The organism is Enterobacter cloacae complex sp. SYL001 (genome assembly GCF_049237025.1).
Classification (GTDB): domain Bacteria; phylum Pseudomonadota; class Gammaproteobacteria; order Enterobacterales; family Enterobacteriaceae; genus Enterobacter; species Enterobacter intestinihominis.
Genome location: NZ_JBMKJI010000003.1, coordinates 160,499 through 175,181, shown reverse-complemented (window position 1 = coordinate 175,181; position 14,683 = coordinate 160,499). Strand labels below are relative to the sequence as shown.

The following is a 14,683-nucleotide window of genomic DNA, read 5'->3' as shown; positions in this document are numbered from 1 at the left end:
GTCTCGCGTATCGCTCTTCGTGTTTAGCGCCATTGTCGCTGGTAAGGTGGGATGGGTTGCCAATACTTGCGTTTTACTTTTAACCGTTAGATAGCCCCTTTAAGTCGGGGTGGTAACTGTCTACACTCAATGCTACAAGAAAAGTAAAAGACAGGCATATTCATGGTTCTGATAATTTATGCGCATCCCTATCCGCAACATTCGCATGCGAATAAACGGATGCTTGAGCAGGCAAGGACGCTCGAAAACGTTGAGATACGTTCCCTCTATCAACTCTATCCTGATTTCAGTATCGATGTCGCCGCCGAACAGGAGGCGCTCTCTCGTGCCGATCTGATCGTCTGGCAGCATCCGATGCAGTGGTACAGCACACCTCCGCTGCTGAAATTGTGGATCGACAAAGTCTTGTCGCACGGTTGGGCATACGGACATAACGGCAAAGCGCTTCAGGGAAAAAGCCTGATGTGGGCTGTAACCACCGGTGGGGGTGAAAGCCACTTTGAGATTGGCGCTTTCCCCGGATTTGACGTGCTGGCGCAGCCGCTCCAGGCTACCGCCCTTTACTGTGGCCTGAACTGGCTTCCGCCTTTTGCAATGCACTGTACCTTTGTCTGCGACGATGAAACCTTGCAGGCGCAGGCTCGTCACTACAAACAACGCTTACTCGAGTGGCAGGAGGGGCACAATGGATAGCCATACGATGATACAGGCGCTGATTTACCTCGGCGCGGCGGCATTAATTGTGCCCGTGGCGGTCCGTCTGGGGCTGGGCTCGGTGCTCGGCTATCTGATTGCCGGGTGTGTGATTGGCCCCTGGGGCTTTCGGCTGGTGACGGATGCCGAGTCAATCCTGCATTTTGCGGAAATCGGCGTGGTGCTGATGCTGTTTGTGATTGGCCTGGAATTGGATCCGCAGCGGCTGTGGAAACTGCGCGCCTCGGTGTTTGGCGGTGGCGCTTTGCAAATGCTGGCCTGCGGTCTGCTGTTGGGCGGGTTCTGCATTTTGCTGGGGATGGAGTGGAAAGTCGCAGAGCTGATTGGCATGACGCTGGCGCTCTCCTCGACGGCGATTGCCATGCAGGCAATGAACGAACGTAACCTGACGGTCTCGCAAATGGGGCGCAGCACCTTCTCCGTACTGCTGTTCCAGGATATTGCCGCCATCCCGCTGGTAGCGATGATCCCGCTGCTGGCAACCAGCGGCGCATCAACGACGCTGGGGGCATTTGCCTTATCTGCGCTGAAGGTTGTCGGTGCGCTGGCGCTGGTAATTCTTTTGGGGCGCTACGTAACGCGTCCGTTGCTGCGCTTTGTGGCTCGCTCTGGCCTGCGCGAAGTATTCAGCGCCGTTGCGTTATTCCTGGTGTTTGGTTTTGGATTGCTGCTTGAAGAGGCTGGGCTGTCGATGGCGATGGGCGCTTTCCTCGCAGGGGTCTTACTGGCAAGCTCCGAATATCGTCACGCGCTGGAAAGCGATATCGAGCCGTTTAAAGGATTGCTGCTTGGGCTGTTTTTCATCGGCGTCGGGATGTCTATCGACTTCGGAACGCTGGTAACCCACCCGCTGCGCATCATCATTCTGCTGGTGGGTTTCCTGGTCATTAAAATGGCGATGCTGTGGCTGATTGCCCGACCGTTAAACGTGCCAAAACCGCAACGCCGCTGGTTTGCCGTGCTGTTGGGGCAGGGGAGTGAGTTTGCTTTCGTGGTCTTTGGCGCAGCGCAGATGGCAGATGTACTCGATCCGGAATGGGCAAAAGCGCTGACGCTGGCGGTCGCGCTGTCGATGGCCGCAACGCCAATTCTGCTGGTGCTGCTGACGCGTCTGGAAAAAACGGGAAGCGAACAGGAGCGAGAAGCCGATGAGATCGACGAGGAGCAGCCTCGCGTGATCATCGCCGGATTTGGCCGCTTCGGGCAGATCGCAGGCCGTTTACTGCTCTCCAGCGGTGTGAAAATGGTTATCCTCGATCACGATCCTGACCATGTTGATACGCTGCGTAAATTCGATATGAAAGTGTTTTACGGTGATGCGACCCGGGCGGACCTGCTGGAATCCGCCGGGGCGGCGAAAGCCGAGGTGCTGATTAACGCCATCGACGATCCTGAGACCAGCATGCAGATGGTTGAGCTGGTTAAAGAGCATTTTCCGCATCTGACCATTATCTCCCGTGCGCGCGATGTGGATCACTACATCCAGCTGCGTCAGGCGGGGGTGGCAGCCCCTGAACGTGAAACCTTCGAAGGGGCGCTCAAATCTGGCCGCATGGCGCTGGAAAGTCTGGGGCTTGGTGCGTATGAAGCGCGTGAACGTGCCGATCTGTTCCGCCGCTTTAACCATGAGATGGTGGAAGAGATGGTGGCGATGGCGAGCAGTACGGCAACCGAACGCGCAGCGGTGTTTAAACGCACCAGCACCATGCTGACGGAAATCATCAACGAGGATCGTAATCACCTGTCGCTGGTTCAGCGCCACGGCTGGCAGGGGACGGAAGAGGGCAAGCATACCGGCGATCCTGCGGATGAACCGGAGAGTAAACCCTCTGCGTGAAGTGGAGTTGCCAGCAATATTAAAAAATTTCTAATTCTTTACCCTGCCGCCAGTCGACGAAAGATTAAGCTTTCCGTATAGTGGCGGCAATTTTTTGCATCCGGGAAATTTTCAATGATCAGTCTGATTGCAGCGCTGGCGGTAGACCGCGTTATCGGCATGGAAAACGCCATGCCGTGGAACCTGCCTGCCGATCTCGCATGGTTTAAACGTACTACGTTAAACAAGCCGGTAGTGATGGGCCGCCTGACCTGGGAGTCGATTGGTCGTCCATTGCCGGGTCGTAAGAATATTGTGATCAGTAGCCAGCCGGGCACTGACGATCGCGTGCAGTGGGTGAAATCCGTTGATGAAGCGATTGCCGCCTGCGGCGATGCCGAAGAGATCATGGTGATCGGTGGTGGTCGCGTGTATGAGCAGTTCCTGCCAAAAGCGCAGAAACTGTATCTGACGCACATTGATGCGGAAGTGGAAGGGGATACCCATTTTCCGGATTACGATCCGGACGAGTGGGAGTCCGTATTCAGTGAGTTTCACGATGCGGATGCGCAGAACTCGCACAGCTACTGCTTCGAAATTCTGGAACGTCGTTAACGTTTTTATCCTCTCCCCAAAGGGAGAGGATAAACATCTTCAGGAGGCGACCGCCTCTCCCTCGCCTAAATCCAGCTGTCGGTTGGATGGCTGGACAAAGTAGGTTTTATCTTCCCAGCGTAAGCAGGTTAAATCCCCGCCCCAGCAGCATCCGGTATCCAGCGCATAGATATTTTCCGGGGTGCCTTTTCCTTCCAGTGATGCCCAGTGCCCAAATACCACGCTATATTCGTTTGTCACGGGGCCCGGAATCGCAAACCATGGCTTAAGCGGCGCAGGGGCATTTTCCGGCGTATCTTTGCAATACATATCCAGCTGCCCGTTCGGGAAGCAGTAGCGCATCCGCGTAAAAGCATTGGTGATAAAACGTAGCCGCGCCAGGCCGCTGAGGTCATCACTCCAGTTATTCGGCATGTCGCCGTACATCGCATCGAGGAAGAACGGGTAGGAGTCGCTCGCCAGCACCGCTTCGGCGTCGCGCGCACAGGTTTTTGCCGTCTCAAGATCCCACTGAGGCGTGATGCCGGCATGAGCCATCACCAGCTTTTTCTCTTCGTCAATCTGTAGCAGTGGCTGGCGACGCAGCCAGTTGAGCAACTCATCGGCATCCGGTGCTTCCAGCAGGGGGGTAATGCGATCTTTCGGCTTATTACGGCTGATCCCGGCGTATACGGCCAGCAGATGCAGATCGTGGTTGCCCAGTACCAGCCGCACGCTGTCGCCCAGAGATTTGACGTAACGCAGGACGTCAAGGGAGCCAGGGCCGCGCGCCACTAAATCGCCTGTAAGCCAGAGCGTGTCCTGCCCGGGAGTAAAATCGACCTGTTTTAATAATGCGATCAGTTCATCGTAGCAACCGTGAACGTCGCCAATCAGATATGTAGACATTAGATTAATGAATAAGTGTAGGTACGGCGAGACGGAACACAGGAATAGCAATGCGGAAAGCATTACCGTCGGCATCGACCATTTCGTAATGGCCTTGCATGGTACCCAGTGGCGTTTCAATGACCGCACCGCTGGTGTACTGATACTCTTCGCCAGGGGCGATATGGGGTTGTTCACCGACCACACCTTCACCCTGGACTTCAATTTCGCGGCCATTGCCGTTGGTGATAAGCCAGTAGCGCCCGAGCAGTTGCACAGGCATCCGCCCCAGATTGCGAATGGTTACGGTATAAGCAAAGACAAAACGTTCTTCATCCGGTGTGGATTGGGACTCAATGTAGACGCTTTGAACCTGAACACAGACGCGGGGCGAATCAATCATGGCTTAGCTCTCCTTCGGCGGCGCATTGTCGCTGATGTAATTAGCCAGCTTGCAGTACTGCTCTACGGAAATATTTTCCGCACGCATTGCCGGGTCGATGCCCAACTCAGCTAACACGTCAACGGTAAACAGATTGCCAAGGCTGTTACGAATCGTTTTACGGCGCTGGTTAAAGGCTTCTGTCGTGATACGGCTCAGCACGCGCAGGTCTTTGACCGGATACGGCATCGTTTTATGTGGCACCAGGCGCACAACCGCAGAATCCACTTTTGGTGGTGGCGTGAACGCGGAAGGCGGCACTTCTAATACCGGGATCACGTTGCAGTAATATTGCGCCATCACGCTTAAACGACCATACGCTTTACTGTTCGGCCCTGCAACCAGACGGTTAACGACCTCTTTTTGCAACATGAAGTGCATGTCGGCAATGGCATCAGTATAGCTAAACAGATGGAACATCAGCGGGGTGGAGATGTTGTACGGCAGGTTACCGAACACGCGCAGCGGCTGTCCCATTTTTTCTGACAGTTCGCCAAAGTTCATGGTCATCGCATCCTGCTGATAAATCGTCAGCTTCGGCCCGAGGAAAGGGTGCGTTTGCAGACGCGCGGCCAGATCGCGGTCGAGTTCGATAACGGTCAGTTCGTCAAGGCGTTCGCCTACCGGCTCGGTCAGCGCGGCAAGACCCGGGCCGATTTCGACCATGGCCTGGCCTTTCTGCGGATTAATGGCAGAAACGATACTGTCGATCACAAACTGATCGTTGAGGAAGTTTTGCCCGAAGCGTTTACGGGCTAAGTGGCCCTGATGGACTCGATTAGTCATTGAGTATTAACAATCATTTTGATGGCGAGATTAAGCGCCGTGATAAAACTGCCGACATCCGCTTTTCCCTGGCCTGCCAGATCCAGCGCAGTACCGTGGTCAACGGACGTTCGAATAAAGGGTAAGCCGAGGGTGATATTCACCCCGCGACCAAATCCCTGGTATTTTAGCACGGGCAGACCCTGATCGTGGTACATCGCGAGTACGGCATCGGCTTTATCCAGGTATTTGGGCTGGAAAAGGGTGTCGGCAGGCAGTGGCCCGCTGAGGTTCATCCCCTTCGCCCGCATCTCCTCAAGCACCGGAATGATGGTGTCGATCTCTTCAGTGCCCATATGTCCGCCCTCACCCGCGTGCGGATTCAGGCCGCAAACCAGCACATGCGGCTGCGGAATACCGAATTTGGTTTGCAGATCGTGATGCAAAATGCCAATGATCTCACGCAGGAGTTCAGGCGTAATGGCATCCGGAATGGCTTTGATCGGCAGGTGCGTTGTTACCAGCGCAACGCGCATTGCTTCGGTTGCCAGCATCATCACCACTTTCGGGCTGTGCGAACGCTCTTCGAAAAATTCGGTATGCCCGGTAAACGGAATGCCCGCGTTGTTGATTACGCCTTTATGCACCGGACCGGTGATCAGGGCTGCAAATTCGCCCTGAAGGCAACCGTCACAGGCGCGCGCCAGCGTCTCGACAACGTAGTGGCCGTTTTCGATGTGTAACTCACCGGGGACAACAGGTGCACGGAGCGGAACTGAAAGCAGGGTGAGAGTACCAGCCTGCTGCGGTGCGGGCTGTTGGCCTTCAACGTAAGGGAGGAGCGTTAAAGGCAGACCGAGCAAGGCTGCCCGGTCTTGTAACAGTGTTGCATCTGCGCAAACAACCAACTCTACCGGCCAGCTGCGCTGGGCGAGCTGAACCACAAGGTCAGGCCCAATCCCGGCGGGTTCGCCGGGAGTGATCACAACACGATGCGGTTTCATTAGTTGCTCAACACTTTCACGTAAGCGCTGGCGCGTTGTTCCTGCATCCAGGTTGCGGCTTCTTCAGAGAACTTACGGTTAAACAGCATCCGATACGCACGATCTTTCTGCGCCGCGTCGGTTTTATCCACGTTGCGCGTGTCCATCAGCTGGATCAGATGCCAGCCGAAGGAGGAGTGCACTGGCGCGCTCATCTGACCCTTATTCAGCTTCATTAACGCATCGCGGAAAGCTGGATCGTAAATATCCGCTGCCGCCCAACCCAGGTCACCGCCCTGGTTTGCAGAGCCAGGATCCTGAGAGAACTCTTTTGCCGCTTTATCGAAGGTGGTTTTACCGCTCTTGATGTCTGCGGCGATCTGTTCCAGCTTCGCACGGGCCTGATCGTCAGTCATGATCGGAGACGGTTTGAGCAGGATATGGCGCGCATGCACTTCGGTAACCGAAATGTTCTGGCTCTGACCGCGCAGGTCGTTCACTTTCAGAATGTGGAAGCCCACACCGGAACGGATTGGACCGACGATGTCGCCTTTCTTCGCCGTGCTCAGCGCCTGGGCAAACAGGGATGGCAGCTCTTGAATACGGCCCCAGCCCATCTGGCCGCCTTTCAGCGCCTGCTGGTCAGCAGAGTAGGTGATCGCCAGTTTGCCGAAGTCATCGCCATTACGCGCCTGCTCAACGATAGCGCGCGCCTGACTTTCCGCCTCAGCCGCCTGATCGGAGGTTGGGTTTTCCGGCAGTGGGATCAGGATGTGGCTCAGGTTAAGTTCAGTGCTGGCATCATTCTGATTACCCACCTGTTTCGCCAGGGCATCCACTTCCTGAGGCAGGATGGTGACGCGGCGACGGACTTCATTGTTACGCACTTCTGAAATCAGCATCTCTTTACGGATCTGATTACGGTAGGTGGCATAGCTGATGCCGTCATAGGCCAGGCGGCTACGCATCTGGTCCGGGGTAATGTTGTTCTGCTTTGCAATGTTAGCGATCGCCTGATCGAGCTGCTCGTCAGAGATCTTCACACCCATTTTCTGGCCCATTTGCAGGACAATCTGATCCATGATCAGACGTTCCAGGATCTGGTGGCGCAGCGTAGCGTCATCCGGAAGTTGTTGACCTGCCTGGCCCGAGTTGAGCTTTACAGATTTCATCAAACCGTCAACGTCACTTTCAAGCACGACGCCGTTGTTAACCACAGCCGCGACTTTATCGACAACCTGTGGGGCCGCGAAGCTGGTATTCGCAACCATAGCGACACCGAGTAGCAGCGTTTTCCAGTTCTTCATACTTTTTCCATTTCAATTAACCGCAAAGCGGATTACGTTGTAAATCAAGCACATTACAATGAACTACGATACGGCAGAATGTTCGAGCGCAGCATCTGCTGCGTGCCCAGACCGTAGTTAGAGCTCAGGCCGCGCAACTCGATATTAAAGCCAATCACGTTATCGTATTTGCCCTGACTGTTTTGCGTATCCCAGCCGTTAAGTTTGCGTTCGTAACCGACACGTATTGCGTAACAGCAGGAGTTATATTGCAGACCCAGCATCTGGTCAGCAGGTTTTTGGGCATTCGTGTCATAGTAGTAGGCTCCGACGACTGACCAACGATCGGCGATAGGCCAGCTCGCGGCGGTACCCACCTGTGAAATACCGTCTTTGTATGGGTCGGAAGTGGAATAATTAGGCAGTGTCGCCTGAATGTATTCCGGGCTGGCGTAACGGTATGTCAACTGCAACATACGGTCCTCATCACGACGATATTCGATGGCAGCGCTGCCCGTCGCGATATTGTCCAGTCGTGTATCGTACTGAACACCACCGCGCAGACCCCAACGATCCGTCATGCGCCAGTAAGTGTCGCCCGCCCATACCAGTGAGCCCGTTTTGTTGTCTTTCTCCCACTGAATTTTATCATCGCCAGTGCGTGATTCTGTGAAATAGTAGATTTGACCAACAGAAACGTTAAAACGTTCAACGGCAGCATCATCATAAACGCGCGTTGTGACGCCGGTCGTTAACTGGTTTGCTGACGCAATACGGTCAAGGCCACCGTAGGAACGATCGCGGAACAGGCCGCTATAGTCAGATTGCAGTAAGGACGAGTCGTAGTTTTGAATCTTGCTCTGATCGCGATAAGGCACGTACAGATACTGCATACGTGGCTCAAGCGTCTGGGTATATCCATCTGCGAGCATGCCCATATCGCGTTCGAAGATCAGCTTGCCGTCCATTTTAAACTGAGGGAGGACACGGTTTACTGAATCTGCAAGATCGTTCGCGTTGTTCGGATTCGCATTGTATTTATCAATATTTTTCTGCTGGTAGTGGGTGGCCATCACTTTGGCTTCGGTATTCAGGCTCGCCCAGTCGTTTGACCACGGCAGGTTGATCGTCGGCTCGATATGCAGACGCGTAGCTTCCGGCATATCTGAGTTGGTGTTGACGAAATGGACCGCCTGCGCGTAAACGTGCGTGTCGAAAGGACCCACATCGTTCTGGTACCAGTTCACGTCCAGCTGCGGCTCTGAACCGTAGGTGCTGTTTGTTTGCGTATCAAACACCTGGAACTGCTTGGTCGACACCGTTGCGTCAAAATTTTCAATGGCGTAGCCCACGCTGAATATCTGCGTGGCGTAACCGTCGGTACTGGACCCGTATTTAGAGTCGAAGTCGTTGAAGTAATACGGATCGCTGACTTTGGTGTAGTCGATGTTGAAGCGCCAAACCTGATCCATTACCCCGGCGTGCTGCCAGTAGTACATCCAGCGGTGCTTATCACCTTCGCTCGGATGTTCGTCCTGGAACACCTTATCTGATGGCAGATAATCAAACTCCATCAGACCCGCGCCCGCTTTGGTCAGATAGCGGAATTCGTTCTCCCACATGATGTTACCGCGCTTATGGATGTAGTGCGGCGTGATCGTGGCGTCCATGTTGGGCGCAATGTTCCAGTAGTACGGCAGGTAGAACTCAAAGTAGTTCGACGTGCTGTACTTGGCGTTCGGGATCAGGAAGCCTGAACGACGTTTGTCACCCACAGGCAGTTGCAGGTAAGGACTATAGAAAATGGGCACCGGGCCGAGTTTAAAACGGGCGTTCCAGATCTCTGCAACCTGTTCTTCACGGTCGTGGATCACTTCGCTGCCCACAACGCTCCAGGTATTTGAGCCTGGCAAACAGGACGTAAACGAGCCGTTTTCGAGAATGGTGTAGCGGTTCTCGCCGCGCTGCTTCATCAGGTCTGCGGTACCGCGCCCCTGACGACCGACCATCTGATAATCACCTTCCCAGACGTTGGTGTCTTTGGTATTCAGATTCGACCAGGCTTTCGGACCTTTCAGGATGACCTGATTGTCGTCATAGTGCACATTACCCAGCGCATCCACCGTACGGACAGGCGCCTGAGCACCTTCCGGCTGCTTCTGGTGCAATTGCACTTCGTCAGCCAGCAGACGGCTGTTACCCTGGTTAATATCGACATTGCCCGTAAAGGTTGCATTGTCAGGATAATTACCTTTTGCGCTGTCGGCATTAATGGTGACGGGTAAGTCATTCGTATCGCCTTTCACCAGTGGGCGATTGTAACTTGGGACGCCAAGCATACACTGCGAGGCGAGATCGGCTGCGAGCCCCTGTTGGCTATACAGGGCGGTGCCAATCATTGTGGCCAGAAGGGTGGGGATACGTTTTTTCATACGTTGTATTTTATTGTTCCGTCATCAGTGGCTACGGCTTACAAACGCTCAGAGACTATCTTACTCATCAGCGCAGTACCAGCGTTAATCCTGCCCGTTTGCGCGCCAGAGTGTTAGGCTCGCTATCGAATGACGAGTATGATAATGCAAATTATAGGCGATGTCCCTCAATTGACCGTGGCGCGACCACTGTAATGATGGCGTTGCGTCGGCCAGGAACATGACCATTCGGGGAGTATATGCAGTATTGGGGTAAAATAATCGGCGTTGCGTTCGCAATTATTATGGGTGCCGGATTCTGGGGTGTTGTTCTTGGCCTCATTATCGGCCATATGTTTGATAAAGCACGCAGCCGCAAAATGGCCTGGTTTGCCAACCAGCGCGAGCGCCAGTCACTCTTCTTCTCCACCACCTTCGAGGTGATGGGGCACTTAACCAAATCAAAAGGGCGCGTAACGGAAGCCGATATTCAGGTTGCCAGCGTCTTTATGGATCGCATGAATCTGCACGGCGAATCCCGCGTCGCGGCGCAGAATGCATTCCGGATTGGTAAAGCGGATAACTACCCGCTGCGTGAAAAAATGCGGCAGTTCCGTAGCATCTGCTTCGGGCGCTTTGATTTAATTCGGATGTTTCTGGAAATTCAAATCCAGGCCGCCTTCGCGGATGGCTCTCTGCATCCGAATGAACGGGACGTCCTGTATGTAATTGCTGAAGAGCTGGGCATTTCCCGCATGCAGTTCGATCAGTTCCTGCGCATGATGCAGGGCGGCGCGCACTTTGGCGGCGGTTATCAACAGCAATCGTCCGGTGGCGGGTGGCAGCAGGCGCAGCGTGGCCCTACGCTTGAAGATGCCTGTAATGTCCTCGGCGTGAAGCCCTCTGACGATGTCACGACCATCAAACGCGCCTATCGTAAGCTGATGAGCGAGCACCATCCGGATAAGCTGGTGGCGAAAGGCCTGCCGCCTGAGATGATGGAGATGGCGAAACAGAAAGCGCAGGAAATCCAGAAAGCCTATGAGCTGATTAAAGAGCAGAAAGGTTTTAAATAAAAAAATGGCCCGACAGTGTCGGGCCATTTTTTCAGAAGTCCACCGGGGCTTTGAACGTCATGGCGTTGCCGAAAGCAGGGTGGGTGATGGTGAGCGTCTGCGCATGCAGTTGCAGGCGCGGCGCTAACGCCAGCGCTTCCGGCGGCGCATAGAATCTGTCACCCAGAATCGGGTGACCCATCGCAAGCATATGCACACGCAGCTGATGGGAGCGCCCGGTAATCGGCTTCAGCAGGACGCGCGCGGTATTATCCGGCGCGTACTCCAGCACTTCATACTCGGTCTGCGCAGCCTTGCCGGTTTCATAACACACCTTCTGCTTTGGCCGGTTCGGCCAGTCGCAAATCAGCGGTAAATCCACCAGCCCTTCCGCCTGCGCCGGATGGCCCCACACGCGGGCGACATACTGCTTCTTCGGCTCGCGCTCGCGGAACTGACGCTTCAGCTCACGTTCTGCCGCCTTATTAAGAGCCACCACAATCACGCCGCTGGTCGCCATATCCAGACGATGGACAGACTCGGCCTGGGGATAATCGCGCTGGATACGCGTCATCACGCTGTCTTTATGCTCTTCCAGACGCCCCGGCACGGACAACAGGCCGCTCGGCTTGTTAACCACCATAATGTGCTCGTCCTGATACAGAATGACCAGCCACGGATCCATCGGGGGATTGTAGGGCTCCATTACCATTTTGCGCTCCGCTTACTGATGCGTCACAACGATAAGACGCAGGGCGTCGAGACGCCATCCCGCCTGATTCAGGCTTTCCAGCACCTGCTGGCGGTTGCTCTCAATTGCGGCCAGCTCATCGTCACGAATGTTCGGGTTCACCGCTTTCAACGCTTCCAAACGCGACAGCTCGGCAGAAAGCTTCTCATCGGCTTCGCTGCGCGCCGCATCAATCAGCACTCTGGCCGCTTTTTCGGCCTGGGTTTCACCCAGTTGCAGAATGGCATGCACGTCCTGTTGCACCGCATTCACCAGCTTGCTGCCGGTATGGCGGTTCACCGCGCTCAACTGACGGTTGAAGCTTTCAAACTCCACCTGGCTGGCCAGATTCGTACCGTTTTTATCCAGCAGCAGACGCACCGGCGTTGGCGGGAGGAAGCGGTTAAGCTGAAGCTGTTTCGGCGCCTGCGCTTCCACAACGTAGATCAGCTCCACCAGCAGCGTGCCCACAGGCAAGGCTTTGTTCTTCAACAGGGAAATGGTGCTGCTGCCGGTATCGCCGGAGAGGATCAGATCCAGACCGTTGCGGATCAGCGGGTGCTCCCAGGTAATGAACTGTGCGTCTTCGCGGGACAGCGCCACATCACGCTCAAAGGTGATTGTGCAGCCGTCTTCCGGCAGGCCCGGGAAATCCGGCACCAGCATATGATCGGACGGGGTCAGCACGATCATGTTCTCGCCGCGATCGTCCTGGTTTATACCGACGATGTCGAACAGATTCATGGAGAAGCTGATCAGGCTGGTGTCGTCGTCCTGCTCTTCAATGCTTTCGGCCAGCTGCTGCGCTTTTTCACCGCCGTTGGAGTGGATCTCCAGCAGGCGATCGCGACCCTGCTCCAGCTGCGCTTTCAGTGCGTCGTGCTTCTCACGGCAGGATTTAATCAGCTCATCAAAGCCCTCGCTATTTTCAGGCGCGGCCAGGTAACCGATCAGATCGCCATGGACCTGATCGTAAATGGTGCGGCCGGTCGGGCAGGTGTGTTCAAACGCGTCCAGCCCTTCGTGGTACCAGCGCACCAGCACGGACTGGGCGGTTTTCTCCAGATACGGCACGTGGATCTGAATATCGTGCGCCTGCCCGATACGATCCAGACGGCCGATACGCTGCTCCAGCAGATCCGGGTTAAACGGCAGATCGAACATCACCAGATTGCTGGCGAACTGGAAGTTACGGCCTTCAGAACCGATTTCAGAGCACAGCAGAACCTGCGCGCCGCTGTCCTCTTCACCAAACCAGGCTGCTGCACGATCGCGCTCAACTATGGACATGCCTTCGTGGAACACGGCGGCGCGAATGCCTTCGCGCTCACGCAGAACCTGCTCCAGCTGCAATGCGGTAGCGGCTTTGGCGCAGATCACCAGCACTTTCTGGGAACGGTGAGCGGTGAGGTAGCCCATCAACCACTCCACGCGCGGATCGAAGTTCCACCAGGTGCCGGTGTCGCCTTCGAATTCCTGATAAATCTGCTCCGGGTAGAGCATGTCGCGCGCGCGATCTTCCGCAGATTTACGGGTACCCATAATGCCGGAGACTTTAATCGCCGTCTGGTACTGGGTCGGCAGCGGCAGTTTGATGGTGTGCAGCTCGCGTTTCGGGAAGCCTTTCACGCCGTTACGGGTGTTACGGAACAGCACGCGGCTGGTACCGTGGCGATCCATCAGCATGTCGATCAGCTCTTTACGCGCGGATCCCGCATTATCGCTGTCGCTGTTCGCGGCCTGAAGCAGCGGCTCAATATCCTGCTCGCCAATCAGATCGCTGAGAGTGTTAAGCTCATCATTAGAGAGACGATTACCGGCCAGCAGCAGCGCGACGGCGTCCGCCACCGGGCGGTAGTTTTTCTGCTCTTCAACAAACTGCTCAAAATCGTGGAAACGGTTGGGATCGAGCAGACGCAGACGGGCGAAGTGGCTCTCAAGACCCAGCTGCTCCGGCGTGGCGGTCAGGAGCAGAACGCCCGGTACGCGCTCGGCAAGCTGCTCAATCGCCATGTATTCACGGCTTGGCGCGTCTTCGCTCCAGACGAGGTGGTGCGCTTCGTCGACGACCATCAGATCCCATTCAGTGTCGCACAGATGCTCCAGGCGCTGCTTGCTGCGGCGCACGAAGTCCAGGGAACAAATGACCAGCTGTTCGGTTTCAAACGGGTTGTCCGCGTCGTGCTGGGCTTCGGCATAGCGCTCATCGTCGAACAGGGAGAAGCGCAGGTTAAAGCGGCGCAGCATTTCAACCAGCCACTGATGTTGCAGCGTTTCTGGAACCACAATCAGCACGCGCTCGGCAGCGCCAGAGAGCAGCTGCTGGTGCAGGATCATGCCTGCTTCGATGGTTTTACCCAGGCCCACTTCGTCAGCCAGCAGCACGCGAGGCGCATGGCGACGGCCCACGTCATGGGCGATATTCAGCTGATGGGGAATAAGGCTGGTACGCTGACCGCGCAGGCCGCTCCACGGCATGCGGTACTGCTCACTCTGGAACTTACGCGCGCGGTAGCGCAGGGAGAAGCGATCCATTCGGTCGATTTGCCCGGCAAACAGACGGTCCTGTGGCTTGCTGAACACCAGTTTGCTGTCGAGCAGCACTTCACGCAGGATGACATTTGTCTCGTCGGTATCAAGACGCGTTCCGATGTAGGCGAGCAGTCCATTCTCTTCTTTTACGTCTTCAACCTTCAGTTGCCAGCCGTCATGGCTGGTCACGGTATCACCCGGATTGAACATTACGCGGGTAACAGGGGAGTCATTGCGAGCGTACAGGCGGTTTTCACCGGTAGCAGGGAAAAGGAGGGTAACCATGCGCGCATCGACGGCAACGACGGTTCCTAATCCAAGTTCGCTTTCTGTATCGCTGATCCAGCGTTGACCAAGTGTAAAAGGCATAGTTGTTCGGCTCTAATCTTTAATTGCAGGCAATAGTTCGACCCCGTCAAAAAAGACGGTCATCGAAAAATGGGTCCGGGAATGGAAAGGGCGCTATG

12 protein-coding genes are annotated in these 14,683 nt (G+C 55.4%); 4 read left to right on the top strand and 8 right to left on the bottom strand.

Annotated elements, in window-relative coordinates:
• Positions 1-162 precede the first annotated feature (162 nt).
• The 3 genes from kefF (at position 163) to folA (ending at position 3,145) form a co-directional block, all read left to right on the top strand.
• On the top strand, positions 163-693 hold the full coding sequence (gene kefF / locus ACOTZP_RS05640; RefSeq protein WP_023305423.1) for a glutathione-regulated potassium-efflux system oxidoreductase KefF: 531 nt from the start codon (positions 163-165) through the stop codon (positions 691-693).
• Complete coding sequence (kefC, locus tag ACOTZP_RS05635; RefSeq protein WP_063137944.1) at positions 686-2,551, top strand: glutathione-regulated potassium-efflux system protein KefC; 1,866 nt, start codon at positions 686-688, stop codon at positions 2,549-2,551. Before kefF ends, kefC begins: the two co-directional genes overlap by 8 nt.
• A gap of 114 nt (positions 2,552-2,665) precedes the next feature.
• Complete coding sequence (gene folA / locus ACOTZP_RS05630) at positions 2,666-3,145, top strand: type 3 dihydrofolate reductase (protein WP_003856431.1); 480 nt, start codon at positions 2,666-2,668, stop codon at positions 3,143-3,145.
• A 39-nt stretch (positions 3,146-3,184) separates the two neighbouring features.
• Here the strand turns inward: folA and apaH are convergent, their stop codons facing one another.
• The 6 genes from apaH to lptD are packed head-to-tail and all read right to left on the bottom strand — an operon-like array spanning position 3,185 to position 9,920.
• Positions 3,185-4,033, bottom strand: coding sequence for a bis(5'-nucleosyl)-tetraphosphatase (symmetrical) ApaH (gene apaH, locus ACOTZP_RS05625; RefSeq protein WP_022647017.1), 849 nt, complete (start codon positions 4,031-4,033; stop codon positions 3,185-3,187).
• Positions 4,034-4,037: 4 nt separating this feature from the next.
• Complete coding sequence (gene apaG, locus ACOTZP_RS05620; protein ID WP_003856425.1) at positions 4,038-4,415, bottom strand: Co2+/Mg2+ efflux protein ApaG; 378 nt, start codon at positions 4,413-4,415, stop codon at positions 4,038-4,040.
• A gap of 3 nt (positions 4,416-4,418) precedes the next feature.
• Positions 4,419-5,240, bottom strand: coding sequence for a 16S rRNA (adenine(1518)-N(6)/adenine(1519)-N(6))-dimethyltransferase RsmA (gene rsmA, locus ACOTZP_RS05615; RefSeq protein ID WP_003856423.1), 822 nt, complete (start codon positions 5,238-5,240; stop codon positions 4,419-4,421).
• A complete protein-coding gene (gene pdxA, locus ACOTZP_RS05610) occupies positions 5,237-6,223 on the bottom strand; it encodes a 4-hydroxythreonine-4-phosphate dehydrogenase PdxA (RefSeq protein WP_271075376.1) in 987 nt (328 codons plus the stop codon). Before pdxA ends, rsmA begins: the two co-directional genes overlap by 4 nt.
• Entirely contained in the window at positions 6,223-7,509 is a 1,287-nt protein-coding gene (gene surA, locus ACOTZP_RS05605; protein ID WP_003856417.1) for a peptidylprolyl isomerase SurA, read from the bottom strand. The genes pdxA and surA overlap by 1 nt, the downstream gene beginning before the upstream one ends.
• Before the next feature lie 53 nt (positions 7,510-7,562).
• Complete coding sequence (lptD, locus tag ACOTZP_RS05600) at positions 7,563-9,920, bottom strand: LPS assembly protein LptD (protein WP_063849746.1); 2,358 nt, start codon at positions 9,918-9,920, stop codon at positions 7,563-7,565.
• Positions 9,921-10,159: 239 nt separating this feature from the next.
• Here lptD and djlA point away from each other — a divergent pair, with 239 nt between their 5' ends.
• Positions 10,160-10,975, top strand: coding sequence for a co-chaperone DjlA (gene djlA / locus ACOTZP_RS05595; protein ID WP_023299305.1), 816 nt, complete (start codon positions 10,160-10,162; stop codon positions 10,973-10,975).
• Between the two features lie 31 nt (positions 10,976-11,006).
• On the opposite strand, the gene rluA is transcribed toward djlA, so the two are convergent.
• Positions 11,007-11,666: a bifunctional tRNA pseudouridine(32) synthase/23S rRNA pseudouridine(746) synthase RluA gene (rluA, locus tag ACOTZP_RS05590; RefSeq protein ID WP_003856412.1), complete on the bottom strand. Its 660-nt coding sequence runs from the start codon at positions 11,664-11,666 to the stop codon at positions 11,007-11,009.
• A gap of 12 nt (positions 11,667-11,678) precedes the next feature.
• The gene (rapA, locus tag ACOTZP_RS05585) at positions 11,679-14,585 is read right to left on the bottom strand and encodes an RNA polymerase-associated protein RapA (protein WP_421633671.1); all 2,907 of its coding nucleotides are present in this window, start codon (positions 14,583-14,585) and stop codon (positions 11,679-11,681) included.
• Between the last annotated feature and the right edge of the window lie 98 nt (positions 14,586-14,683).

Bases quoted from the DNA above. Each gene is read 5' to 3' on its own strand.
- djlA (WP_023299305.1), top strand. From the start codon at position 10,160: ATGCAGTATTGGGGTAAAATAATCGGCGTTGCGTTCGCAATTATTATG.
- rluA (WP_003856412.1), bottom strand. From the start codon at position 11,666: ATGGTAATGGAGCCCTACAATCCCCCGATGGATCCGTGGCTGGTCATT.
- kefC (WP_063137944.1), top strand. From the start codon at position 686: ATGGATAGCCATACGATGATACAGGCGCTGATTTACCTCGGCGCGGCG.
- folA (WP_003856431.1), top strand. From the start codon at position 2,666: ATGATCAGTCTGATTGCAGCGCTGGCGGTAGACCGCGTTATCGGCATG.
- apaG (WP_003856425.1), bottom strand. From the start codon at position 4,415: ATGATTGATTCGCCCCGCGTCTGTGTTCAGGTTCAAAGCGTCTACATT.
- kefF (WP_023305423.1), top strand. From the start codon at position 163: ATGGTTCTGATAATTTATGCGCATCCCTATCCGCAACATTCGCATGCG.
- lptD (WP_063849746.1), bottom strand. From the start codon at position 9,920: ATGAAAAAACGTATCCCCACCCTTCTGGCCACAATGATTGGCACCGCC.
- pdxA (WP_271075376.1), bottom strand. From the start codon at position 6,223: ATGAAACCGCATCGTGTTGTGATCACTCCCGGCGAACCCGCCGGGATT.
- surA (WP_003856417.1), bottom strand. From the start codon at position 7,509: ATGAAGAACTGGAAAACGCTGCTACTCGGTGTCGCTATGGTTGCGAAT.
- rsmA (WP_003856423.1), bottom strand. From the start codon at position 5,240: ATGACTAATCGAGTCCATCAGGGCCACTTAGCCCGTAAACGCTTCGGG.
- apaH (WP_022647017.1), bottom strand. From the start codon at position 4,033: ATGTCTACATATCTGATTGGCGACGTTCACGGTTGCTACGATGAACTG.
- rapA (WP_421633671.1), bottom strand. From the start codon at position 14,585: ATGCCTTTTACACTTGGTCAACGCTGGATCAGCGATACAGAAAGCGAA.